Genomic DNA, 22094 nt, shown 5'->3' on the forward strand with positions numbered 1-22094 from the left:
GCCCCGTGCGGATCCCACGGGGCCCAGCGGGTGGTTCGGTGGATCAGTCTTCGGCGGGGGCGTCGTCGTCCTCGTCGTCATCGGGGTCGACGGCCGGGGCGTTGGTGTAGATCTCGATGACCCACTCCTCGACCAGCGTGTCGTCGGAGTCGTCGTCGGGGACGAGGCGGTTGTAGACGCGGACACCCAGGTCGAGAGTGTCGGCCGCGAGCACCGCCTCGACGGCCTCGGCCGCGGTCTCGACGATCTGGGTGGAGAGCAACTGCGGGGCGTGGAATTCGGCTACGTCATCAGACACCGCGCGACCCTAACTCGCGGGTCCGGGCCCCGCGCGGCCAGCCCCGCGCCGTTCACCGGATGTTCCGCCGGTTGGACGCGAGACCACCCGGTCTACGACGGTGCGTTCGGATTTGCTCACAGAGCGTCGAATAGTGTGAACGAAATGCCCGTTCGCATTGACGTCGGCCGTTGTTCATGTCAAGACTGACTCGGTTCAACGGAGACACATTCACGTTAGTACGCCGCGCGCCCGGACGAAGGACGTCATGGACGACGAGATCCAACACCTCAGGAAGACCAACACGGTCCTCAAGATTAGCCTGGTCATGCTCGGAGTGCTCGTGCTCCTGGGCGTCATCCAGGCGGTCACCGCGGGCACGGTCGGGGTAGGCGCGTTGAGCGTCAACCTGAGGGACACCACGGGACAAGCCCCGTCCGCGACCAGCGAGACCCCGAGCGGCCAGGGCGGCCTCAACGGCGCACTCGGCTCCACCACCGCCGAGTCCTCGGAGACCTCCACCACCCCCAGCGCCGAGACCAAGGTCGTCACCGGCTCGTTCAAGCAGGCGAGAGGCCTGCTGACCGTCGAGGTCACCAAGGTCGAGAACCAGGGCGGACGCGTCAAGCTGTCCATCACGGCCGTCAACGCCAGCACCGCCAAGATGGACCTCCCCCTCGGCCCGTTCAAGGCCGTGGACGACCAGAAGCGCGAGTACGGCGCCTCCCTCGCCACCAGCAAGTGGCCGGTGAGCATCGCCAAGGGCGCCAGCATCACCGGCACCGTGGAACTCGACCAGAACATCGGCAAGACCGCGAAGACGATCGACATCGCCTTCAACGGCATCACCGGCTCCCTAGCCCCGACCGGCGGCGCGGTAGCGGTACCCGGCATCGAGATCCCCCGCTAGACCACTAGACCACTCGATCCACGAAAGCCCTCGAACACGGGTTCGGGGGCTTTCGCCATTTCCGGACGAATTCCTCCAAGCGGTGGAGTTTCGGACAACGAGGATTCTTCGTGGGGGATTCACGGATTGTTGCGACCGGTACCTTGCCCGAAAGGATCATGTCGGCCGACGGCGGTCCGGACCTGACGAGCTGTCGGTGTCCTGCGTCCTCCTGGTGGCCGCCGTCGGGTGTCTCCTGCGACCTGGCCATCCGGAGCCGCGGCCGGAAACGTCTGAGGGCCCCGTGCGGATCGCACGGGGCCCTCAGACGTTCAGCTACGCGTCACACGTCGTAGTACAGAGCGAACTCGTACGGGTGCGGGCGGAGGCGGAGCGGGTCGATCTCGTGTTCGCGCTTGAGGGCGATCCAGGTCTCGATGAGGTCCGGCGTGAAGACGCCGCCCTCGAGGAGGAACTCGTGGTCGGCCTCGAGGCTGTTGAGCACGGCGTCGAGCGTGGCCGGGACCTGCTTGACGTCCTTGGCCTCCTCGGGCGGGAGCTCGTAGAGGTCCTTGTCGATCGGGGCCGGGGGCTCGATCTTGTTCTTCACGCCGTCCAGGCCCGCCATCATCATGGCGGCGAAGGCCAGGTACGGGTTGCCCGACGAGTCGGGGCAGCGGAACTCGATGCGCTTGGCCTTCGGGTTGTTGCCCGTGATCGGGATGCGGACGCACGCCGAGCGGTTGCGCTGGGAGTAGACCAGGCTGACCGGGGCCTCGTAGCCGGGGACCAGGCGGTGGTAGGAGTTCACCGTGGGGTTGGTGAACGCCAGCAGCGACGGCGCGTGGTGCAGGATGCCGCCGATGTAGTGGCGGGCCGTGTCCGACAGGCCGGCGTAGCCGGACTCGTCGTGGAACAGCGGCGCGCCGTCCTTCCACAGCGACTGGTGCGTGTGCATGCCGGAGCCGTTGTCACCGAACAGCGGCTTGGGCATGAACGTGACCGTCTTGCCCTCGGCGTGGGCGCGGTTCTTGATGATGTACTTGAAGAACTGCAGGTCGTCGGCCGCGTGCAGCAGCGTGTTGAACCTGTAGTTGATCTCGGCCTGGCCCGCGGTGCCCACCTCGTGGTGCGCGCGCTCGACGGAGAAGCCCGAGGCCTCCAGGTCGAGGACCATCTTGTCGCGCAGGTCGGCGTAGTGGTCGGTCGGGCTGACGGGGAAGTAGCCGCCCTTGTACTTGACCTTGTAGCCCTTGTTGCCGCCCTCTTCCTCACGGCCGGTGTTCCACCAGCCGGAGATCGAGTCGATCTCGTGGAACGACTTGTTCTCCTTGTTCTCGAACCGGATCGAGTCGAAGATGTAGAACTCGGCCTCGGAACCGAAGAACGCGGTGTCGGCGATGCCGGACTCGGCCAGGTACTGCTCGGCCTTGCGCGCGATGTTGCGCGGGTCGCGGCTGTACGCCTCGCGGGTGAACGGGTCGTGCACGAAGAAGTTGATGATCAGCGTCTTCTCGATCCGGTACGGGTCGAGGCGAGACGTGGCGAGGTCGGGCAGCAGCAGCATGTCCGACTCGTGGATCGACTGGAAGCCCCGGACCGAGGAACCGTCGAACGCCAAGCCCTCCGCGATCGCGTCCGCGTCGAAGGCCGACACCGGGAGCGTGAAGTGCTGCATCACGCCGGGAAGGTCGCTGAACCGCACGTCGACGAACTTCACGCCTTCGTCGGAGATGTACTTCAGGACCTCGTCGGAATTCTTGAACACCCTCGTCGACTCCTCACGTCTTGAGTGCTGTGCTGTCCGCTAGCCCTGTCGACCCTGAGCGGGGCGCGGTTGTACGCCGTCACGGGATCGCGGCCGGCCATCGAGGGTGACGCTATGTCGCCGGTGTTGCCCAGCCGTCACTCTGATGTTTCGCCAGTGTTAACGGGGCACGCACCGGGGGCAAGCCGACCTGCCGGTACTCACCGAGTGAGCACGGCACTACTCTGTAGGTGTGAGCAAATGGACCGGTTCGTGGCTTTCGGGCCCGCGCAGCGTCCTGGAGCCGGGAGCGGATTCCGGCGACGGGACCGGCCAGCGCTTCAAGGGTGAACGCCTCGGGCTGCCGCAGACCGGCCCCGGCTCGATCGCGTCCAGCGGTCGCCGCGCGTTCGCGATCCTCACCGACTTCCTGCTGGCAGCGGGCGTGGCGGGCCTGTTCACCTACCCCGACCTGCCGCGCAACTGGAGCCTGCTGTCCTGGTTCGCGATCACGATCGTCGCCGTCGCGTTCTTCGGCTTCACCCCCGGCCACGCGATCTTCGGCCTCCGGGTGGCGCGACTGGACGGCTCACCACTGGTCGGCCTGCCGAGGGCCGCGCTGCGCACCGGGCTGATCTTCCTGGTCATCCCCGCTGTGATCTGGGACGCCGACGGCCGCTGCCTGCACGACAAGGCGAGCAACACCGTGGTGATCCGGGTCCGCTGAGACCCACGAAGACCCGCTGAGATCCTCGGCCGGAGGATCTTGGCAACCCTCGGGCAAGAGCTTGGCCCAACTCGCGAAAAGCTTGCTCACACGAACCGGTCCTGCTCGCGAAGTGCACGTTCGCGCGAACCCGGTCCTGCTCACGAAGGCTCTCCTCGTGCGAATCTGGTTCGGCTCGTGAAGGGCTCGCTCCCGCGAACCTGATCCTGCTCACGAAGACCTTCCTCGTGCGAGTCTGGTCCTGCTCGCGAAGTGCACGTTCGCGCGAACCTGATCGCGCTCACGAAGACCCTCCTCGTGCGAACCTGGTTCAGCTCGTGAAGGGCCCGTTCGCGCGAACCTGGTTCAGCTCGTGAAGGGCCCGTTCGCGCGAACCTGGTCCAGCTCGTGAAGGGCCCGTTCGCGCGAACCTGGTCCAGCTTGCGAAGAGCCCGCTCGTGCGAACCGGCCCGGCTCGTGACGTGGCTGCTCTTGTGAACCACTCCTGCTCGTGAAGGCGCTGTCCGCGTCTGGAAGTGCGGGCCCTGAAAAATTGCAGTCTCTGAAAAAGTGCTGGTAGTGAAAAAGTATGGGCTGTGGAAAAATGCGGTGCACGAAAAGCCCCGATCACGCATCGTGATCGGGGCCTCGTCGCGTGAGTGGGGTCTCAGCGCCTGCGCATGGTGCGTTGGACGCTGCGCATCTTCGCGCCCGCGGGCATCGGGCCCTTGGGCAGCGCCGCGCCGCGGCTCGCGAGGGCGGCGAGCCTGCCCTCGATCGTGTCGACCTGGGCGGTCGTGATGTTGCGCGGCAGCTTCATGAGGTAGCCCTGCAACTTGCGCAGCGGGAGCTGGCCCTCCTCGGAGCCGACGGTCACGTCGTAGATCGGCGTCTCGCCGATCACCCGCGACACGCGCTTCTTCTCCTGCGCGAGCAGCGCCTTCACCCGGTGCGGAGCGCCTTCGGCGACCAGCACGACACCGGGTCGCCCGATCACGCGGTGCACCGCGTCGAGCTGCGTCGTCCCCGCGACGGCGGGCGTGACCCGCCACTTGCCGCGCAGGTTCTCCAACGCCCACGCCGCCGCACCCGGCTGGCCGTCCGCCTTCTTGAAGACGTTCGCCTGGACCCGACGCCCGAAGATGATCACCGCCAGCAGCGCGCCGAGCGCGATGCCCATCGGCAGGAACACCCACTGCATGTCGAAGATGAAGCCGATGCCGAACGCCAACGCCGTCGCGCCGAGCACCGCTCCCGCCATCAGCGGCACTAGGGCCTTGTCCTCGCGGCGTTGCATCTTGAACGCCTCGAAGATCTGCCCGCGCTTGGCGCGAGAAGCCGCGCGCCGCGCCTTCTTCGCCTCCTTGGCAGCCGTCTTGTCCACTTTGGCAGCCTTGTCCTGCTTACCAGCCATGCCCACCAGGATACGGCTGTGACGACATCACGTTCACCGCCTCCCACAATCGTTGCCGGACTGTCTGCGAGACTGCTCCGCATGGACCCGCTGCTGGAGGGACTCGACCCGGAACAGCGCGCCGCGGTGGAGGCCCCGCGAGGGCCTGTCTGCGTGCTCGCGGGTGCGGGCACCGGCAAGACCCGCACGATCACCCACCGCATCGCCTACCTGGTCCAGCGCGGGCACGTCGCCCCTGGTCAGGTGCTCGCGGTCACGTTCACCGCGCGGGCGGCGGGGGAGATGCGCACGCGCTTGCGGGCGCTCGGCGTGACGGCCGCGCAGGCCCGCACGTTCCACGCCGCCGCGCTGCGGCAGCTCCGCTACTTCTGGCCGCGGGTCGTCGGCGGCGACCAGTGGCAGCTCGTCGAGGGCAAGCTGCGGCTCATCGCGCAGGCCGCGAACCGGGTGGGCGCGCCGACGTCGCCGGAGTCGCTGCGGGACATGGCCAGCGAGATCGAGTGGTCGAAGGCGTCGCTGATCACGCCGGAGGGCTACCCGCAGGCCGCGGCGAGCAAGAACCGGGACACGCCGGTGCCGTCCGAGCAGCTCGTCCTCGTCTACCAGGCGTACGAGCAGCTCAAGAACCGCGCGCAGATGCTCGACTTCGACGACCTGCTGCTGCACACGGCCGCCGCGCTGGAGGAGCACAGCGACGTGGCGGACGAGTTCCGCGACCGCTACCGGTGCTTCGTGGTCGACGAGTACCAGGACGTCACGCCGTTGCAGCAGCGCGTGCTGGACGCGTGGCTCGGGCAGCGCGACGACCTGACCGTCGTCGGCGACGCCAACCAGACCATCTACTCGTTCGCCGGGGCCTCGCCGCGCCCGCTGCTCGACTTCGGCCGCCGGTTCCCCGAGGCGCACGTCGTGCGGCTGGAGCGCGACTACCGGTCGACGCCGGAGGTCGTGGGCCTGGCGAACGAGGTCATCAAGTGGGCTCGCGGTCGTCCGGCGGGCTCGCGGCTCCAGCTCATCGGGCAGCGCCCGTCCGGGCCGCGGCCGACGTTCACCGAGTTCGGCGACGAGCCCGAAGAGGCCGCGATGGTCGCCCAGCGCGTGCGCAAGCTGCTCGCCGAGGGCGTGTCCGCGAGCGAGATCGCGATCCTGTACCGGGTGAACGCGCAGTCCGAGGTGTTCGAGCAGGCGTTGACCGAGCTGGACATCCCGTACCAGGTGCGCGGCGGCGAGCGGTTCTTCGCGCGCAACGAGGTCCGGCAGGCGATGGTGGCGCTGCGGACCGCGAGCCGCACGCCCCCCGAGGGCGACCTGCCCAGCCAGGTGCGGCAGGTGCTCGCTCGGCTCGGCCTGTCCGACGAGCCGCCCGCCGGTGGTTCCGCGCGGGAGAAGTGGGAGTCGCTGCTCGCGCTGGTCGAGCTGGCCGAGGAACTGGCGACCGTCGTCGAGGGCGCGGACCTCGCCCGGTTCGCCGTCGAGCTGGACCTGCGCGCCGAGGCGCAGCACCCGCCGACGGTGGAGGGCGTGACGCTCGCCTCGCTGCACGCCGCCAAGGGCCTGGAGTGGGACGCGGTGTTCCTCGTCGGGCTCGTCGAGGGCACGATGCCGATCATGCACGCGGACGGCGACGACGCGGCGATCGAGGAGGAGCGCAGGCTCCTGTACGTCGGCGTCACCCGCGCGCGGGAACACCTCTGGCTGTCGTGGGCGCTGGCCCGCGCGGCGGGCGGGCGGAAGTACCGGCGGCGCAGCCGGTTCATGTACGGCCTCGTGCCCGACGACCACCCCGCCGCCCTCGGCGCGAAGCGCGAACCGTTGCAGAAGCGGCCCGCGCCGGTGTGCCGGGTGTGCGAGTCCACGCTGGTGGGGACGCAGGCCATCAAGCTCGGCCGGTGCGGCAGGTGCCCGTCCGATGTGGACGAGGAGCTGCTCGTGCGGCTGCGGGTCTGGCGGGCCGCGCGAGCCCGTGAGCTGAAGGTCCCGTCCTACGTCGTGTTCACCGACGCGACCCTCGTGGCGATCGCCGAAGTGCGCCCGGCGGACAACGCCGGACTGGTCTCGATCTCCGGCATCGGGGCCTCGAAGCTCGACAAGTTCGGAGCCGACGTACTGGGCGTTGTCCAGGGCGAACGGTGAAAATCCATCCGATCGGAAGAGATTTCGAAAAAGCGGTTGCACGCCTCCTACGAGGCCTCGTAACCTGCTGATGCCGGGCACGGAGTGCCCGACTGGGGAAGAGAACGAAACCGACTTGCCAACCACGAGCCCGTTGATGGAGGTGACCACTGTGAAGACTCTCAACCTCTTCACGATGCCCGGTCACCTCTCGGCCGGGGTCGTTTGCGTGTCGCCGATGGAACTCGCTGCGGGGCAGAAGTCTGCCCGCGTTCGCCACGCCCAGCCGTGGAGCGCCGAGCGAGGCCTGCTGATCCAGCTGCCGACCGTCTACACGGGCGGCACTCCTGCGAACACGGCCGTTGTGGGCGTGGACGTTGCGGATGTCATCACTGCCGGCGTCACCACTGAGAACAACTCGATCACTGCGCCGTCCGCGCACGAGCGAAGTAGAACCTGACACAGGACTGTCAGGACTACCTGGCTCACCTAGGCCGCGGACCCACACAGGGACCGCGGCCTTTTTGCTGTCTGAAACAACCCCATCGCAGTACCTCGACAGGAGTTCACCTGATGTTGACCGCAACCGTTCCGATAACCAGCGGAACGTTCCCCGAGGCCACCGACCACGGCGGAGCGGGTGTCGCGTGTCTGATCGACACCGCCCCCGACGCCGGCCTCGACCTGCCCTGCCGCACCAACAACCCCGACCTGTGGTTCGCGGACGCCCCCGCCGAGCTCGAGAAGGCCAAGACGTTCTGCGTCGGCTGCCCCGTGATCGCCGAGTGCCTCGCCGGAGCACTGGCTCGCCACGAGCCTTGGGGTGTCTGGGGTGGCGAGATCTTCGAGCGCGGCGCCGTCATCGCGCGCAAGCGTCCTCGTGGCCGTCCTCGCAAGGACGCCGCACCTGTTGTTCCCGCGGCGCCCGCCGCGACCGTCGTCCGGGGGGCTACCAGCCAGGAGGCCGCCGCGTGACCACGAACCGAATCACCAGCGACGAACTGCACCACCTCGACCACAAGAACCAGGGGATCGGCCGAATGTTGCTCCATGAAGACCTCGCACGTGCCCGAATGCGAGATTCCGAAAATCTCGCTGAACGCCAACGACTGGCCCACCGGCTGGTCGTCGCCAACCGTTGGCGTCGACTGTCCGGCTGGGCCCAGAAGCGGGCGCTCCGCTCAGCTCGCGAACTCTGATCCGAGCGACTCCGGCCGCTCTCCCCATTTCGACGGGAGAGCGGCCGGAGTCATGGGTACGGTGCGGAGGTGGCACGACACTCGCACGGACACACGCACGACGGAATCGACTGGCCCTCGCGGTTGATCGCGATGCGCCGCGCCGACGAGCTGCACGCGGACGCTCTGCGCGTCGTCGCCAGGCGACTCGTCCGCGCACTGCCGGACAACCCGACCGTCATCGACGTCGGCTCCGGCGCGGGCGGCATGAGCGTCGCCCTCACCGAAGCCCTGTGCGCCCGCGGCGGAGGCACGGTCGTGCTGGTCGACGCCGTCCCGGAACTGCTGGACGCCGCCACCACCGCGGCCCGCGCCGCCGCGAGCTACGAGTCGGACAGCACGACCACCACGGTCCGCGTCCGCCCGGTGCTGGCCGACATCGCCACCGAGCGGCCGACGGAGTTCGCCGCCGCCGCCCACCTCGTGTGGGCCTCGAACGTCCTGCACCACCTCCCGGACGAGCGCCAGGGCGCCCTCAACCTCATCGCCGCCCTCGCACCCGGCGGCTGGTTCGCCCTCGCCGAAGGCGGCCTGGAAACTCGCTGCCTGCCGTGGGACCTCGGCGTCGGCGAGCCCGGCCTGCAAGACCGCCTGGCCGCTGCCCGCGCCCAGTGGTTCACCCGCATGCGCGACCAGATCCCCAACGCCGTCCGCCTCACCACCGGCTGGAACGTCGTCCTCACCGAAGCAGGCCTGCACGACGTCACGGCCTTCAGCTACACCGTCGACCACCCGGCCCCCACGAAGCCGGTCGTCCGCGACTCCATCGAAGACTGGCTCCACTGGCGCGCCGACGTCACCGGCGACCTCCTCCACCCCGCCGACCGCACCGCCGTCCGCACCCTCCTCGACCCCCGCGACCCGAACTACATCGGCCTGCGCGAAGACGTCTTCTTCCTCCAGACCAACACGGTCCACACAGGACAGAGACGATGACCGAAACCTGCTCCCGCTGCGGCAGGAACCGCGACACCGTCACCGACCCGGCCGAACGCCTCGCCTGGGTCAGCGACCGCGACCGAGGCGTCCAGACCTGGCTCTGCCACACCTGCGCCCGAGCTCACGTCCGCGACCTGGAAGCCAAACTTCCTTCTGAGTACTGGTAGCGGGCGAGAGCCCCACCTTATTTCTTTATAGGGACGATGTCGCCAGCCCCACGGGTGACTGGGCTGCGGGATACCTGGGCGCGCGATGAGACGGCGTCCCACCAGCGTTGCCGGGCGGATGTGCTCGCGATGATGGCGTGTTTTACCTGATGGGAACCCCTTTCGGTGTTGTCGCGCTGTGGAAGCGCCCCGGAGTGTTGGGCGGGCATGAGTTGCGAGACGTCAGCGGCCGAGGGTGGTCAGCGGCAGACCAGGGAGAAACGATGGCTGCCGGTCTTCGGAGTTAGGTGAGGTGGCCCCGAAGGCTGCGGCTTCCGCGAGGGCTGGAGGCAGTACAGGCGCACAGTGGTGGGCGCTGCGGGGGTGCAGGGCTTGGTGTTCGGGGTCGCGCTCTTTCAAGGCGCGGTGGATACCTGCTGAGTCCGTGCTGTGCCGGTGGGCTGCCTGCGCTTCGTTGAGGGTGGGGAGGTCAGTGGGTCAGGAGTCTTCGTAGCGCGGCTCGGGGGGCGGCCGCGCCGCGTTTGCTGCCCGCGTCGAGTTCGGTGAACAGGTCTGTGGGGGTGCAGAGGCCTGCGCGGAGTACGGCGGCGAGCAGTTGGTGGAGGCGGAGGGGGTGGTGTTCGCGGCGGGCGGCGTCCAGGGTCGCTCTGGCTGGGGTGGCCAGGGGGAGGTCCGCGTCGGGGACTACCGGTGGGCGTCTGGAGGTGCGTTCCAGCAGGAGGAAGTCGTGGTTGTTGAGGCGTTGGTCCGCCTGTTGGAGGACGTGGACGCGCGGAGGCAGGGGCAACTGGTTGAGGCCCCGGTCGTGGAGGGCGTCGACGCCGGTGATGACCGCCTGCGGGCCCGCGTAGAGGTGGGCGGCCCGCAGGCGTTGTCGCCTGGTCGGTTCTCCTGGGCTGAGCAGGAGGACGCCGGGCAGCAGGCGACGCCAAGGGCCGCCTGGGCGGCACCTGGTTTCGATCGTGTACCTCGCCACTCCGGCTTCGAGCAGGTCAGAGGTGCTGGTCACGCCGTCGTTGATCGTCATGTGTCGATCGTGCGGGACGGCGCGACCGCAGGCGAGCGGCAATTTCCGATCTGTGGATAACTACCCCGCCTGTGGATAACTCAAGTCAGTCGTCGAAGCCTGGCTGCCAGCGGGCGACGATCGAACGGGCGGGCACTTCGGCGTCCAGCTGGCAGAGGATGCCGGTCGCGCCGAGCGTGACCCGGTGGATGAGCAGGTACTGCGGGGGCAGGTTGAGGGAGCGGCCGGTGCGCGAGTCGGGCTTGCGCAGGTCGCCCACCCGTTCCGCCTGGCCCTGGAGCCACTTGCGGGTGAACTTGAACGTCTCCTCGCGCAGCGGTTCGACGAACGGGCCGAGGTAGTTGAGGACGTCCTCGCCCGCCAACTCGGTGCCGGGGCGGATGAAGTGCTCGCTGCGCAGCAGGTCGAGCAGGTCGCCGGAACGCTTCTCCAGCGCGAGCCGGGTCATCACGCCCAGGGTCCTCGGCAGGCCGTCGGGCAGTCGCGCGCACGCGCCGAAGTCGATCGCGCGCAGCCTGCCGTCGTCGCCGAGCAGGAAGTTGCCCGGATGCGGATCGGCGTGCAGCAGCCCGGACCGGCTCGGGGCCGAGAAGTGGAACTCGGACAAGCGCCTGCCCGCCAGGTCGCGCTGCTCGCGCGTGCCCTCGCGGATGATCGTGGCGAGCGGCGTGCCGTCGATCCACTCGCTGACCACGACCTTCGGCGCGCTGGCCACGACCTTGGGCACGAGCACGTGGTCGTCGCCGTCGAACGCCTTCGCGAACGTCCGCTGGTTGTCCGCCTCGGTCCGGTAGTCGAGCTCCTCGACCATCCGGTCGCGCAGTTCCTCCAGCAGCGGTTTCACCTCGGCGCCGGGCATGATCGCCTGCACCAGCCTGCTGAACCGCAGCAGTTGCTTGAGGTCGGCGTTCAGCGCCTCGTCGGCACCGGGGTACTGCACCTTCACGGCGACCTCGCGGCCGTCGTGCCACACCGCGCGGTGCACCTGGCCGATGCTCGCGGACGCCGCGGGCTCGTCGTCGAACTCGACGAACCGCTTCGCCCACGCCGATCCGAGCTGCTCGGCGAGCACGCGGTGGACCGTGCGGGTCGGCATCGGGGGCGCCGCCGCCTGGAGCTTGGTGAGCGCCTCGCGGTACGGCGCGGCCATCTCCTCCGGCACCGCGGCCTCGAACACGCTCAGGGCCTGGCCGAACTTCATGGCTCCGCCCTTGAGCTGGCCGAGCACGGCGAACACCTGCTCCGCCGTCTTCGCCGTCATGTCGGCGTTGACCTGCTCGGAACTCATGCCGCTCAGTCGCTTGCCCCAGCCGCCGACGACCCGCCCGGCCACCCCGATCGGGAGGGTGGCCAACTTGGCGGTGCGCTGGACGGCCTTGCGCGGGATCTCGCTCACCCGGTGATTCTCCCCCGCCCGTTGTCGAAGTCGCAGTGGAACGCCTGTTCACCACGAAACCTACACAGCGGGACGTGAAGCCCTCGCGCTGCCGCAGGTGCAGGAGGGGTGGGGCGGGCAGTCGACGCGCTCGACGACGCCCAGCTGCGGCTGCGCCTCGAGGGCCGTGTTCCAGGTCGTCGGCGGGCTCAGGCCCACCACGACGGGGTCGAGCGCGGCGAGCACCTGGCCCACCGCGAGCGCCGCGCACACCGCCGCCGACGCCACGTCCGCGGGCTGCGTCCGGTCCGCGAGCTGCGTCGCGACCGCGGGCCACGCCCCGTCGCGGTCCGCGCGGTGCAGGTGGGAGCACCGCACGCAACTCGTCCGACCCGGCACCACCAGCGGTCCCACGACGGCCGTGCCCTCGCGCACCCGCACGACCAGGTGTTGGGTGCCCTCGGCCATCAGCGAGTTCAGCAGTTGCGGCGGCGGCACCAGCGAGTCGGTCAGCACCACCATGTCCGGCGCTCCGGTGCTGGTCAGCCACCCCGTGCGCACGTCGCCGCACGCGCGTTCGACGGCTTCGACGGCGGCGTCCCGCCGGGGACGGCCCACGTCGGTCTCCAGGTAGCCGGACCCGACGTCCTCCGGGCCGACCCGGCCCGACGCGACGATGTGCACGCGCCCGACGCCCGCTGCGGCGAGCATCGAGGCGATGGCGACGCCGATGCGGCCGTTGCCGTGGACGACGACCGCGAGCCTGCTGCGGGTGTCCACGATCCCCGTTCCGGACCTGCCGGTGCGCAGCGCGCGGCTCGTCGTCTCGGCGCTCAGCCTGCTGGGGACGGGCACCATCTCGTCGACCAGACCGACCTCCTCGAGCTCGTCGAGCAGGCTCAGGAACTCGGCCGGGTCGGTGTCCCGCGCCGCCAAACGTTCACCCAGTTCAGCGACCGTGTGGCGGCCGTCGAGAGACAGCAACTCATCCACGAAAGGGGGAGGGAGATCGTCCACGACGACGGCGTGGCGGGGGTCCGTGCCGATCTGGACCTCGCCCTTGCAGCGCAGCAGGACGGGCAGACCGGGCAGGACTCGGGGGCGGCGGGAGAGGTCCCGCTCCGCGGTTTCGGTGGTCACGGGGGTCAGCGTGCTCCCGGATTCGACAGGGGCAAAACGCTTGTCCACAGGCCCCGGAGTTGTCCACAGGGCGTGTCGAGAGGTCTTGACGAGCGGTCGACGAACGTGCTGGTGGGCGCCGTGCAGGCCGCCCACCAGCAGGTTTCGTCAGACCTTGGCCTTGCCCAGGATTCGGGTGACCGTGGTGCCGCACGTGGGGCACTTGCCCTTCGCCATCCTGCGGTTGTTGTTCTCGTGGATCTCTCCAGAGAAGTCGCGCTTCTCGCGACACTTCACGCAGTAGCCGTTGTAGGTCTCGGCCACGGGTTCCTCCCTTGCTTTGGCTGACATCCGCCGGGCGGCGACAGCGTCGTGAGAGCGGGGCTTTCTGCACCGCTCTCGGGGGCCTGCTCCGCACGCTACCTCCGGACGCGTGCGGATGCCTGCATGTCCGCCAGCGCGTGTCCAGCCGCCTTTCGGTGGAATCTGCCCCGACCGTGTCATCCCTCACGGCCGCTTGGCGGCCCCGAATTGTCGGTGGGTGGCCTTACCGTGGGAGCCATGGCCGAACCGCAGGTAGCCAAAACCCGTGTGGAGGTCCGCCGCAGCGCGCGGCGGCGCCGCATGGTCAGCGCGTACCGGGAGGGGGACACGGTTGTCGTTCTGCTCCCCGCCCGCATGAGCAAGGGCGAGGAAGAACACTGGGTGGCGGAGATGCTCAGCCGCCTGCAGCGCAGCGAGACCCGACGGCGTTCGCCGGCGCGCACGTCGGACGAGGCCCTGCTGCTCCGCTGCGAGGAGTTGGCCTCGCGGTACCTGGACGACGAGGCGGAGCCGACGAGCGTCCGCTGGGTGCCGCCGATGAAGACGCGGTGGGCGTCGTGCACGCCCACCGAGGGCACGATTCGAGTCAGCGAACGGCTGCGGGACGTGCCGTCGTGGGTGCTGGACTACGTGCTGGTGCACGAGTTGGCGCACCTGAGGGTGCCGGGGCACGGGAAGGACTTCTGGGAACTGGTGCACCGGTACCCGAAGTCGGAGCGGGCCATGGGGTACCTGGAGGGGATCTCGGCGGCCGCGGGATTGGGGATCGAGGAGGACTGACTTGGGGGTGAGGGCTGGTGCCTGGGGTGAGCCGGGAGGGTGGGGTGGCTGACCAGGTGGCTGGATGCGGCGCTGAGCGGGAGTGCGTGGGATAGGTGGAGGGTCACGGCCTGGGGTGAGGGCGGGCCGGTGGCGTGAGGCTGGGCCTGGGTGAGGGCCGGTCTGTGGGTGGGTGGCTGTGGGCTTGGGTGAGGCCTGCCTGTGAAGTGGGTGGCCGTGGTGTGCGGCCGCCTGAGTGTGGGGTGGCGGGCCTGGGTGGGCTTGTCGCCGGATGTGGGCGGCTGGGCCTGAGTGAGGGCGGGCCGGTGTGGTGGGCGGCGAGTCTGGGCTTGTCGCCGGACGTGGTGCGGGCCGAGGTCTGGGTGAGGGCGAGCCGGATGGTGTGGTCGGCGACGTGCGCGGCCAGCCGCGGATCGGCGAGAGGTGTGGACGCCGTGGCATGGGGTGAGGCTTGGGCCGGTGAGGTGGATGTGCACAGGAGGGGTGTGTGGTTCGCGGCTAGGTGAGGCTGGCGGGCCGAGTGGGTGTGGGGCGACGCGCGGCTGTGGCCTGACCTGGAGGGGGAAGGAACGGCTGGTGGTCAGGCTGTTGCCTGCGTGTGGGTGGGGCAGATGGAGGCCGTTGGTGGCGCGGCTGGTGGCCGGATGGGAGGTCGCGGCCTTGGTGAAGGCAGCCGGGTGGTGCGGGTGGCAGGCCGTGGGCGGGGGCGTGTGCCGAGGTGGACGCATGTCCTGGCTGAAGGGGTGTGGCTTGTCGCTGGGTGACGTGGGTCTGGCTGGGTGAGTGGTCCGGACAAACGGCGAGGCCACCACGTGGTGTGCGTGGTGGCCTCGGCGGGGGTGTTGGGTCAGGCTTCGGGGGAGTTGTCGTCCGGCTTTTCGGCCTTCTTCTCCTCGGCCAGGGTGCGTTCCAGTTCGGCCATCGGGTCTTCCAGGGCCTTGCGGGTGTTGCCCAGGCGTTCGGCGAACTCCAGCGGGTCGTCCAGGTCGGTCGCGCTGGGGACCAGGTCCGGGTGTTCCCACAGGCTGTCGCGGACCTCGGTGCCGTGCTGGTCGCCGACCAGCTTCCACAGCGCCGAGGCGGCGCGGAGGCGGCGGGGGCGGAGTTCCAGGCCCACGAGGGTGGCGAACGTCTGCTCCGCGGGGCCACCGCTGGCCCTGCGGCGGCGGAGGGTTTCGCGGAGGGCGGCCGCGCCGGGGAGGCGTTCGCCGACGGCGTCGAAGACGACGACGTCGACCCAGCCCTCGACGAGGGCCAGGAGGGTTTCGAGGCGGGCCAGGGCGGCCTGCTGTTCGGGGGTCGTCTGGGGTTCGAGCATCCCCGACTTCATGACCTCCTCGATGCTCTCCGGGTTCGACGGGTCGATCTGGCCGGCCATCTGCTCCAGGGCGCTGGTGTCGACCTTGATGCCCTTGGCGAACTCCTCGACCGTGTCCAGCAGCCGCTGGCGCAGCCACGGGACGTGGGTGAAGAGGCGCTGGTGGGCGGCTTCGCGGGCGGCGAGGAACACCATGACCTCGCTGGCCGGGCGCTCCAGGCCCTCGGTGAACTTCTCGATGTTCGCCGGGAGCAGCGCCGCCGTGCCCTCCGGGCCGAGGGGGAGGCCGACGTCGGTCGAGGTCAGGACTTCGGAGCCGAGCTGCGCCAGTGCGCCGCCCAGCTGGGAGCCGAACGCCATGCCGCCCATCTGGCCGAGCATCGACAGCAGCGGTCCGGCGGCTTCCTTGGCCTCGGCGGGCATCGCCTCGACCCACGCGCCGGAGACGCGTCGCGCCACCGGGTCGCACAGGCGCTGCCACGTCGGCAGCGTGCGCTCCACCCAGTCGCGAGCGGTCCAGCCCTGCACGGCACGCGTGCCCGCGGGCAGCGACGTCACCGGGTCCAGCCACATCTCGGCTAGGTGCACGGCGTCGGTGACGGCCTTGTCCTGGTCGGGGGCGAACCCGATGCCCGTGCCGCCGGTTCCGGCGAGCTGCTGGAGCGCGATCTGCTTGGCGAGGTCGTAGTTCACCGGACCGGCTGACGCGTTCTGGTTGCTGAACATCGCGCCGAGCTGGCTCAGCATCGCGCCGAGCTGGTTGAAGTCGAAGGGATTGCCCTGCCCGGCGGGGTCCGAGGGCTTGCGGTTGGCATCGTCCGGGTCCGACGGCCCGAACCCGAACGGCAGGTCAGTCATGCCTCTAACGTTACGCGGGGACGCCTGGGCGCGCGGCCCAGGTTCGCTGCGAGCGTGAGGACGTCACGTCATCCACATGCGGTGGTCGTACTCTGTCGGATCGTGAGCGAGCACAGCGAAGGCGGGACCACGGACACCGTCGTGGGCGACGACGGCGCAACGACGAGTGGCCCGGTCGCGTCCGCGGTGCCGCCGCCATCGGACCGGTCGGGCCTGACCCGCCGGACGTGGACGCTGGTGTTCAGCTTCCTCGTGGTGATCGCGCTCGGTCTGGCGGGCGGGTTCGCGCGGGTGCCGTACGTGGCGCTCGGCCCCGGCCCGACCTACGACACGCTGGGCCAGGTCGACGGCGCGAACGTGGTGTCCATCGAGGGCCAGGAGACGTTCCCGACCGGCGGCCACCTGACGATGACCACGGTGTCGCTGATCGACGACCTCTCCCTGTTCGGCGCGCTCGGGCTGTGGGTGAGCGGCCGGTACGCGCTGGCGCCGCGCGAGGAGTTCTTCAAGCCCGGCGTCTCCAAGGACGAGGTCCGCGACCAGAACACCAAGGCGTTCCAGGACTCGCAGACCAGCGCCGAGGTCGCCGCGCTGCGCTACCTCGGGTACCCGGTGAAGGTGCTCGCCGCCGAGATCACCAAGGGCAGCGCCGCCGACGCCGTGCTCCAGCCGAACGACCGGCTGCGCGTCGTCAACGGCAAGCAGATCGGCGTGGCCGACGACGTCAAGGCCGCGCTGGAGAACACCAAGCCCGGCGACGAGATCGAGATCACCTACGACCGCGACGGCAAGCAGCAGACGTCGAAGGTGCCGCTCGGCCGCGCGGACAACCGCACGACCGGGTTCCTCGGCGTGCTCGCGGTCGACCGCGCCGACGCCCCGTTCCAGATCAAGATCGGCGTGCCCGAGGTCGGCGGACCGTCGGCGGGGCTGCTGTTCGCGCTGTCCATCGTGGACAAGCTGACGCCCGGCGAGCTCAACGGCGGCCAGTCCATCGCGGGCACCGGCGAGATCAACGAGAAGGGCGAGGTCGGCCCCATCGGCGGCATCCCGTTCAAGATGGTGGCCGCGAAGGAAGGCGGCGCCACGACCTTCCTCGTCCCCGCGGACAACTGCGTCGAGGCCAAGCAGCAGGCCCCCGAGGGGCTGCGCCTGGTCAAGGTGGAGACCCTGACCGGCGCCGTGCAGGCCGTCGAGGCGGTCGTCGCGGGCAAGGACACGCCCGGCTGCTGACCGCCGCGCGTTCGCCCAGCGCGAACGCGCGGGGCTACGGCTTGAACGTCTCCAGCAGCGCGTCGGTCAGGTTCGGCGCCAGCTCCGGGTGCTCCACGACCTCGTCGGGCATCTCCGTGTTCCCGCGCAGGTGCAGCACGCACGCGGCGGTGCCGTCGCGCAGCACGGCGGCCACCAGCCGGGCCTCGCGGCGCTGCGGGTGGGCCGCGGCGAACGCGCGGGCCTCCTCGTCGCCCAGTTCCTCGGCGCGCAGCTTCTCCTCGGCCTCCGGCGGCAGCACCAGGATCTCCTGCGCCAGCGCGCACCCGACGACCACGTCCGGCCAGACGATGCCGAGCAGCGCCTGGGCGAGGTCGGTGTCCGGCAGTTCGTCCTGCGCGATCGGGGTCAGCGGCGATGCCTCCGGGTCGAGCTGGCCCGCGAGTTCCGGCTGCTGCGTGAGCAGTTCGGCCGTCGGCACGAGGGCGAACAGCTGGAGCCCCTGGTCCCAGCCCGCCGTGGCCACGAACTCCTCCACCTCGCGCGCGACGGCGCGGAGGAGCACGGGCGAGTTCTCCGTCGAATGAATGTCTGACACGGTCGTTATGGTCGCATCCCACGACGCGGAGGAGCACCGGCAGGGCCGAGATCGGCCGACCGATCGGGGAACTCGGCACGGCCTCCGTAGAGTTGGACAGAACGTACTAATTGAAGACGTCGGCCAGCCGACTATCGACACACTGCGAACCTGGAGGGTGCACCGTGGCCACACGGCCCCCGGTCGGACTGCCCAAACTGTCCCGACGAAGCAGGCTGCTGCTGATCATCGGCGGCGTGCTCCTCGTCGGGTTGATCACCGGATCACGCCTGCTCGGCACGTACGTCAACTGGCTGTGGTTCGGTGAGGTCCACTTCCGCGAGGTGTACAGCACCGTGCTGCTGACGCGGCTCGGGCTGTTCGTCGGCATCGGCCTTCTCGTGGGCGGCCTCGTCGCGATCAACCTGATCATCGCCTACCGCACGCGGCCTGTGTTCGTGCCCGTGACGGGCCCCGACGACCCGGTGGCGCGGTACCGCGCGGTCGTGTCGCGCCGGATGCGCCTGTTCGCGATCGGCATCCCCGTCCTCATCGGCCTGATCGCCGGCGCGTCGGCGCAGGCCGACTGGCAGCAGCTCCAGCTGTTCCTCAACGCGACCCCGTTCGGCGTGACCGACCCGCAGTTCGGTCACGACATCGGGTTCTACGCCTTCAAGCTGCCCTTCTACACGTGGCTGCTGTCGTGGCTGTTCATCGCGACCGCGGTGTCGTTCGTGGGCGCGGTCGTGTCGCACTACCTGTTCGGCGGCATCCGCCTCGCGGGCCGCGGCGGCCAGCTGTCCGGCCCGTCGCGCGCGCACCTGTCCATCGTGGCCGGTGTGTTCGTGCTGCTCAAGGCGGTCGCGTACTTCTTCGACCGGTACATGCTGCTGTTCTCCGACCGCAACGACAAGTTCAACGGCGCGACCTACACCGACCTCAACGCGGTGCTGCCCGCCAAGCTGATCCTGTTGTGCATCGCGGTGTTCTGCGCGATCGCGTTCTTCGTCGGCGCGGTGCTGCGCAACCTCCAGCTGCCCGCGATCGCGACGGTGCTGCTGATCCTGTCCAGCGTGCTCGTCGGCGCCGCGTGGCCCGCGGTGCTCGAGCAGTTCTCGGTCAAGCCGAACGCGATCGAGCGCGAGGCCGAGTCGATCAAGCGGAACATCACCGCGACGAAGCAGGCGTTCGGGCTCACCGACGACAAGGTCGAGACGAAACCGTACGAGGGCAAGCAGAACGTGTCCCTCGACGAGCTGAAGAAGGACCAGGCGACGCTCGGCAACATCCGGTTGCTCGACCCCGCCGTGGTCGCCAAGACGTTCACCCAGTTCCAGCAGCTGCGGCCGTTCTACGGGTTCCCGGAGAAGCTGGACGTCGACCGGTACAAGATCGACAACCAGCTCCAGGACTACATCGTCGCGGTCCGCGAGCTGAACACCGCGGGCATCCCGCAGGGCCAGCGCGACTGGATCAACCAGCACCTGATCTACACGCACGGCAACGGCTTCGTCGCCGCCGAGGCGAGCAAGGTCAACACCCCGGCCGACAACGGCGGCAACGGCGGCTACCCGGTCTTCCAGGCCAGCGAGGTCGCCCCGGACGGCAAGGTGCAGCCCGGCCCGTTCGGCGTCGAGCAGCCGCGCACCTACTACGGCGAGCTGGGCAGCCCCGGTGACTACGCCATCGTCGGCGGTCGCGACTCCGGCGCCCCCGGCGAGTACGACACGGACAGCTCGTCGTACACCTACACCGGCTCCGGCGGCGTGCGCATCGGCGGCATCTTCAACAAGCTGGTGTTCGCCGCCGCGTACGGCGAGCGGAACATCCTCTTCAACCAGGCGATCACCGACGACTCGCGGATCATCTTCAACCGGCACCCGAGGGACCGCGTCGAAGCGGTCGCCCCGTGGCTGACGGTCGACGGCGACCCGTACCCGGCCATTGTGGACGGGAAGATCACCTGGATCGTCGACGGCTACACCACGCTCGACAACTACCCGTACGCCAAGAAGACCCCCCTCGGCGAGGTCACCAACGACTCGCTCCCCGGCGTCGCGCAGCTGCCGAACGACCAGATCAGCTACATCCGCAACTCGGTCAAGGCCACTGTGGACGCCTACGACGGCACGGTGACCCTCTACGAGATGGACACGCAGGACCCGGTCCTCAAGGCGTGGATGGGCGTGTTCCCCGGCACGGTCAAGCCGAACAGCGACATCTCCCCGTCGCTGCGCGAGCACTTCCGCTACCCGGAGGACCTGTTCAAGGTCCAGCGCGAGACGCTGTCGAAGTACCACGTGAGCGAGCCCAGGGACTTCTTCTCCGGCGTCTCGTTCTGGGGCGTGCCGTCCGACCCGACGATCGACAACGCGACGACGCTGGAGCAGCAGGCGCAGGCCGCGCAGCAGCCGCGCGACCAGCAGCCGCCGTTCTACGTGGTGGCGGGCGACCCGACCTCCTCGGACTCGAACAAGGTGAGCTTCCAGCTGACCAGCTCGCTGGTCCGGCAGAACCGGGAGTTCATGGCGTCCTACGTCACGGCGAGATCGGACCCGGACAACTACGGCAAGATCAGCGTGCTGACGTTGAACAACGAGGCCAAGGGTCCGCAGCAGATCCAGACGCAGTTCCTGACGTCGGCGACGGTCAGCTCCGAGCTGAACCTGCTGACCCAGCAGAAGACGAAGGTCGTCTACGGCAACCTGCTGACGTTGCCCGTCGGCGGCGGGCTCCTGTACGTCGAGCCCGTCTACATCGAGCGGGCGAGCCAGAACACGTCGTTCCCGCAGCTGTCGAAGGTGCTCGTGAGCTTCGGCGACAAGGTCGGGTACGCGCCGACGCTGTCCGAGGCGCTGGAGCAGGTGCTGACCGGGGCCGCGGCGCAGGTGCCGAGCACCGGGCAGACGCCGGGCCAGACCCCCGGCCAGACGCCGTCGACCACGCCGACGTCGCCGTCCACGTCCACGCCGCCGGGTTCGGGGCAGTCCAGCCCCGAGCTGGCGCAGGCCGTGAAGGACATCCAGACGGCGTTGGGCGCGATCAAGTCCGCCCAGGCCAGTGGTGACTTCGCGGCGCTGGGCAACGCGTACAAGGCGCTGGACGACGCGACGAAGAAGTGGGAGGCGGCCAACGCGGGCGCGTCGTCGACGCCGACGTCGTCCTCGGTGGTGCAGCCGACGCCCACGCCTTCCGGCTGACAACGCTCTGAGCAGCTGAATCGGGTGGTCCCCAGCACGTGGGGGCCACCCGATTTGCATCCGCGGGGCGGGGCCGCGTACAGTTCTGCTTAGCAACAACGGCGCGGGGTGGAGCAGCTCGGTAGCTCGCTGGGCTCATAACCCAGAGGTCGCAGGTTCAAATCCTGTCCCCGCTACTGGTCCAAAAGACCCCCGATACGGCTTCGGCCCTATCGGGGGTCTTTTGCATTCACGGGTGCGTGTGGCTGGTGAGGCGGTTGTGGCGGCCTCTCGTCGGCGTAGTGGTGGCCGCGGGTTCCGCGGGGGGTGTGAACTGCGGAAACAGGCCTTGGGCGGGGGTGGTAAAAAGCGGGTGCGGAAGGGTGTATAGTTGTTCTCAGCAGGACAGAGTGAAACAAGTAAATGAAGTTAAGCGGCGCGGGGTGGAGCAGCTCGGTAGCTCGCTGGGCTCATAACCCAGAGGTCGCAGGTTCAAATCCTGTCCCCGCTACTGAATCGGAGATCCCCGCCTGGCCATTGGCCAGGCGGGGATTTTCGTTGTGCGCGGAAGTCGGAAGTCGAAGAGCGGCTCGGGCGGACTCGGGTCGCGGTGGTCCCTCGAAGCTGGCTGGAACGCGAGTCGCGACCGTCCACTTGGTGCGGAAGTCCGAAGCTCTCGGGTCGCCGGCCCTCTGGAAACCCCGATAAATGCGGAAGTGGGGGGGGCCCCGGGGGGGGGGGGGCGTTCCGGGTGGGGCCCTCGTTGGGGGGGGGCATCGGCGGTGCGTCGTGGGCGTCGGCGGGCGGGGCAGGCGTCGCGTCGGTCGGGTCACGGG

At 69.4% G+C, this 22094-nt stretch carries 20 protein-coding genes and 2 tRNA genes; 13 read left to right on the forward strand and 9 right to left on the reverse strand.

What is annotated here, in order from left to right; translation table 11 throughout:
- Positions 1–43: 43 nt before the first annotated feature.
- Positions 44–298, reverse strand: coding sequence for a hypothetical protein (locus ACFWW9_RS01185; protein WP_390370363.1), 255 nt, complete (start codon positions 296–298; stop codon positions 44–46).
- 247 nt (positions 299–545) lie between these two features.
- On the opposite strand from ACFWW9_RS01185, the gene ACFWW9_RS01190 reads away from it, so the two are divergent.
- The gene (locus ACFWW9_RS01190) at positions 546–1187 is read left to right on the forward strand and encodes a hypothetical protein (RefSeq protein WP_390370364.1); all 642 of its coding nucleotides are present in this window, start codon (positions 546–548) and stop codon (positions 1185–1187) included.
- 322 nt (positions 1188–1509) lie between these two features.
- On the opposite strand, the gene glnA is transcribed toward ACFWW9_RS01190, so the two are convergent.
- Entirely contained in the window at positions 1510–2934 is a 1425-nt protein-coding gene (gene glnA / locus ACFWW9_RS01195) for a type I glutamate--ammonia ligase (protein ID WP_390370365.1), read from the reverse strand.
- A gap of 232 nt (positions 2935–3166) precedes the next feature.
- On the opposite strand from glnA, the gene ACFWW9_RS01200 reads away from it, so the two are divergent.
- Positions 3167–3640: an RDD family protein gene (locus ACFWW9_RS01200; protein ID WP_390370366.1), complete on the forward strand. Its 474-nt coding sequence runs from the start codon at positions 3167–3169 to the stop codon at positions 3638–3640.
- A gap of 646 nt (positions 3641–4286) precedes the next feature.
- Here the strand turns inward: ACFWW9_RS01200 and ACFWW9_RS01205 are convergent.
- Positions 4287–5033, reverse strand: a complete 747-nt coding sequence (locus ACFWW9_RS01205) for a DUF4191 domain-containing protein (protein WP_390370367.1) — start codon at positions 5031–5033, stop codon at positions 4287–4289.
- An 81-nt stretch (positions 5034–5114) separates the two neighbouring features.
- Between ACFWW9_RS01205 and ACFWW9_RS01210 the strand changes: the two genes are divergently transcribed.
- The 6 genes from ACFWW9_RS01210 to ACFWW9_RS01235 all read left to right on the forward strand — a co-directional run bounded on the left by ACFWW9_RS01210 (position 5115) and on the right by ACFWW9_RS01235 (position 9489).
- On the forward strand, positions 5115–7166 hold the full coding sequence (locus ACFWW9_RS01210; protein WP_390370368.1) for an ATP-dependent DNA helicase UvrD2: 2052 nt from the start codon (positions 5115–5117) through the stop codon (positions 7164–7166).
- Positions 7167–7317: 151 nt separating this feature from the next.
- A complete protein-coding gene (locus tag ACFWW9_RS01215; protein ID WP_390370369.1) occupies positions 7318–7605 on the forward strand; it encodes a hypothetical protein in 288 nt (95 codons plus the stop codon).
- A 113-nt stretch (positions 7606–7718) separates the two neighbouring features.
- Positions 7719–8120, forward strand: a complete 402-nt coding sequence (locus tag ACFWW9_RS01220) for a WhiB family transcriptional regulator (protein ID WP_390370370.1) — start codon at positions 7719–7721, stop codon at positions 8118–8120.
- Positions 8117–8344, forward strand: a complete 228-nt coding sequence (locus tag ACFWW9_RS01225) for a hypothetical protein (RefSeq protein ID WP_390370371.1) — start codon at positions 8117–8119, stop codon at positions 8342–8344. Before ACFWW9_RS01220 ends, ACFWW9_RS01225 begins: the two co-directional genes overlap by 4 nt.
- 69 nt (positions 8345–8413) lie before the next feature.
- Complete coding sequence (locus tag ACFWW9_RS01230) at positions 8414–9319, forward strand: class I SAM-dependent methyltransferase (protein ID WP_390370372.1); 906 nt, start codon at positions 8414–8416, stop codon at positions 9317–9319.
- On the forward strand, positions 9316–9489 hold the full coding sequence (locus ACFWW9_RS01235; protein WP_390370373.1) for a hypothetical protein: 174 nt from the start codon (positions 9316–9318) through the stop codon (positions 9487–9489). The genes ACFWW9_RS01230 and ACFWW9_RS01235 overlap by 4 nt, the downstream gene beginning before the upstream one ends.
- 469 nt (positions 9490–9958) lie before the next feature.
- Here ACFWW9_RS01235 and ACFWW9_RS01240 read toward each other — a convergent pair whose 3' ends face one another.
- From ACFWW9_RS01240 to ACFWW9_RS01255, 4 genes are all read right to left on the reverse strand, one after another.
- Positions 9959–10516, reverse strand: a complete 558-nt coding sequence (locus tag ACFWW9_RS01240; protein ID WP_390370374.1) for a hypothetical protein — start codon at positions 10514–10516, stop codon at positions 9959–9961.
- Between the two features lie 85 nt (positions 10517–10601).
- Complete coding sequence (locus ACFWW9_RS01245; protein ID WP_390370375.1) at positions 10602–11912, reverse strand: ABC1 kinase family protein; 1311 nt, start codon at positions 11910–11912, stop codon at positions 10602–10604.
- A gap of 60 nt (positions 11913–11972) precedes the next feature.
- Entirely contained in the window at positions 11973–13031 is a 1059-nt protein-coding gene (locus ACFWW9_RS01250) for a ThiF family adenylyltransferase (RefSeq protein WP_390370376.1), read from the reverse strand.
- A gap of 147 nt (positions 13032–13178) precedes the next feature.
- Positions 13179–13334 (reverse strand): DUF5679 domain-containing protein, encoded by a 156-nt coding sequence (locus tag ACFWW9_RS01255; protein WP_170156312.1) that lies wholly within the window; start codon positions 13332–13334, stop codon positions 13179–13181.
- A 237-nt stretch (positions 13335–13571) separates the two neighbouring features.
- On the opposite strand from ACFWW9_RS01255, the gene ACFWW9_RS01260 reads away from it, so the two are divergent.
- Entirely contained in the window at positions 13572–14114 is a 543-nt protein-coding gene (locus ACFWW9_RS01260) for a M48 family metallopeptidase (protein ID WP_390370377.1), read from the forward strand.
- An 847-nt stretch (positions 14115–14961) separates the two neighbouring features.
- Here the strand turns inward: ACFWW9_RS01260 and ACFWW9_RS01265 are convergent.
- A complete protein-coding gene (locus ACFWW9_RS01265; RefSeq protein ID WP_390370378.1) occupies positions 14962–16290 on the reverse strand; it encodes a zinc-dependent metalloprotease in 1329 nt (442 codons plus the stop codon).
- Positions 16291–16392: 102 nt separating this feature from the next.
- Here ACFWW9_RS01265 and ACFWW9_RS01270 point away from each other — a divergent pair, with 102 nt between their 5' ends.
- Positions 16393–17523, forward strand: coding sequence for a PDZ domain-containing protein (locus ACFWW9_RS01270; protein WP_390370379.1), 1131 nt, complete (start codon positions 16393–16395; stop codon positions 17521–17523).
- Between the two features lie 34 nt (positions 17524–17557).
- Here the strand turns inward: ACFWW9_RS01270 and ACFWW9_RS01275 are convergent, their stop codons facing one another.
- Entirely contained in the window at positions 17558–18091 is a 534-nt protein-coding gene (locus ACFWW9_RS01275; RefSeq protein ID WP_390370492.1) for a PPA1309 family protein, read from the reverse strand.
- A gap of 173 nt (positions 18092–18264) precedes the next feature.
- On the opposite strand from ACFWW9_RS01275, the gene ACFWW9_RS01280 reads away from it, so the two are divergent.
- The 3 genes from ACFWW9_RS01280 (at position 18265) to ACFWW9_RS01290 (ending at position 21769) form a co-directional block, all read left to right on the forward strand.
- Positions 18265–21279 (forward strand): UPF0182 family protein, encoded by a 3015-nt coding sequence (locus tag ACFWW9_RS01280; protein ID WP_390370380.1) that lies wholly within the window; start codon positions 18265–18267, stop codon positions 21277–21279.
- A 102-nt stretch (positions 21280–21381) separates the two neighbouring features.
- A tRNA-Met gene (locus tag ACFWW9_RS01285) sits at positions 21382–21455 on the forward strand.
- A gap of 240 nt (positions 21456–21695) precedes the next feature.
- A tRNA-Met gene (locus tag ACFWW9_RS01290) sits at positions 21696–21769 on the forward strand.
- Positions 21770–22094: the final 325 nt, after the last annotated feature.

Source organism: Umezawaea sp. NPDC059074, from assembly GCF_042738955.1.
Taxonomy (GTDB): domain Bacteria; phylum Actinomycetota; class Actinomycetes; order Mycobacteriales; family Pseudonocardiaceae; genus Umezawaea.

Coding starts and splice junctions, on each gene's coding strand:
- ACFWW9_RS01210 (WP_390370368.1), top strand. CDS start 5,115: ATGGACCCGCTGCTGGAGGGACTCGACCCGGAACAGCGCGCCGCGGTG.
- ACFWW9_RS01240 (WP_390370374.1), bottom strand. CDS start 10,516: ATGACGATCAACGACGGCGTGACCAGCACCTCTGACCTGCTCGAAGCC.
- ACFWW9_RS01260 (WP_390370377.1), top strand. CDS start 13,572: ATGGCCGAACCGCAGGTAGCCAAAACCCGTGTGGAGGTCCGCCGCAGC.
- ACFWW9_RS01220 (WP_390370370.1), top strand. CDS start 7,719: ATGTTGACCGCAACCGTTCCGATAACCAGCGGAACGTTCCCCGAGGCC.
- ACFWW9_RS01265 (WP_390370378.1), bottom strand. CDS start 16,290: ATGACTGACCTGCCGTTCGGGTTCGGGCCGTCGGACCCGGACGATGCC.
- ACFWW9_RS01205 (WP_390370367.1), bottom strand. CDS start 5,033: ATGGCTGGTAAGCAGGACAAGGCTGCCAAAGTGGACAAGACGGCTGCC.
- ACFWW9_RS01235 (WP_390370373.1), top strand. CDS start 9,316: ATGACCGAAACCTGCTCCCGCTGCGGCAGGAACCGCGACACCGTCACC.
- ACFWW9_RS01190 (WP_390370364.1), top strand. CDS start 546: ATGGACGACGAGATCCAACACCTCAGGAAGACCAACACGGTCCTCAAG.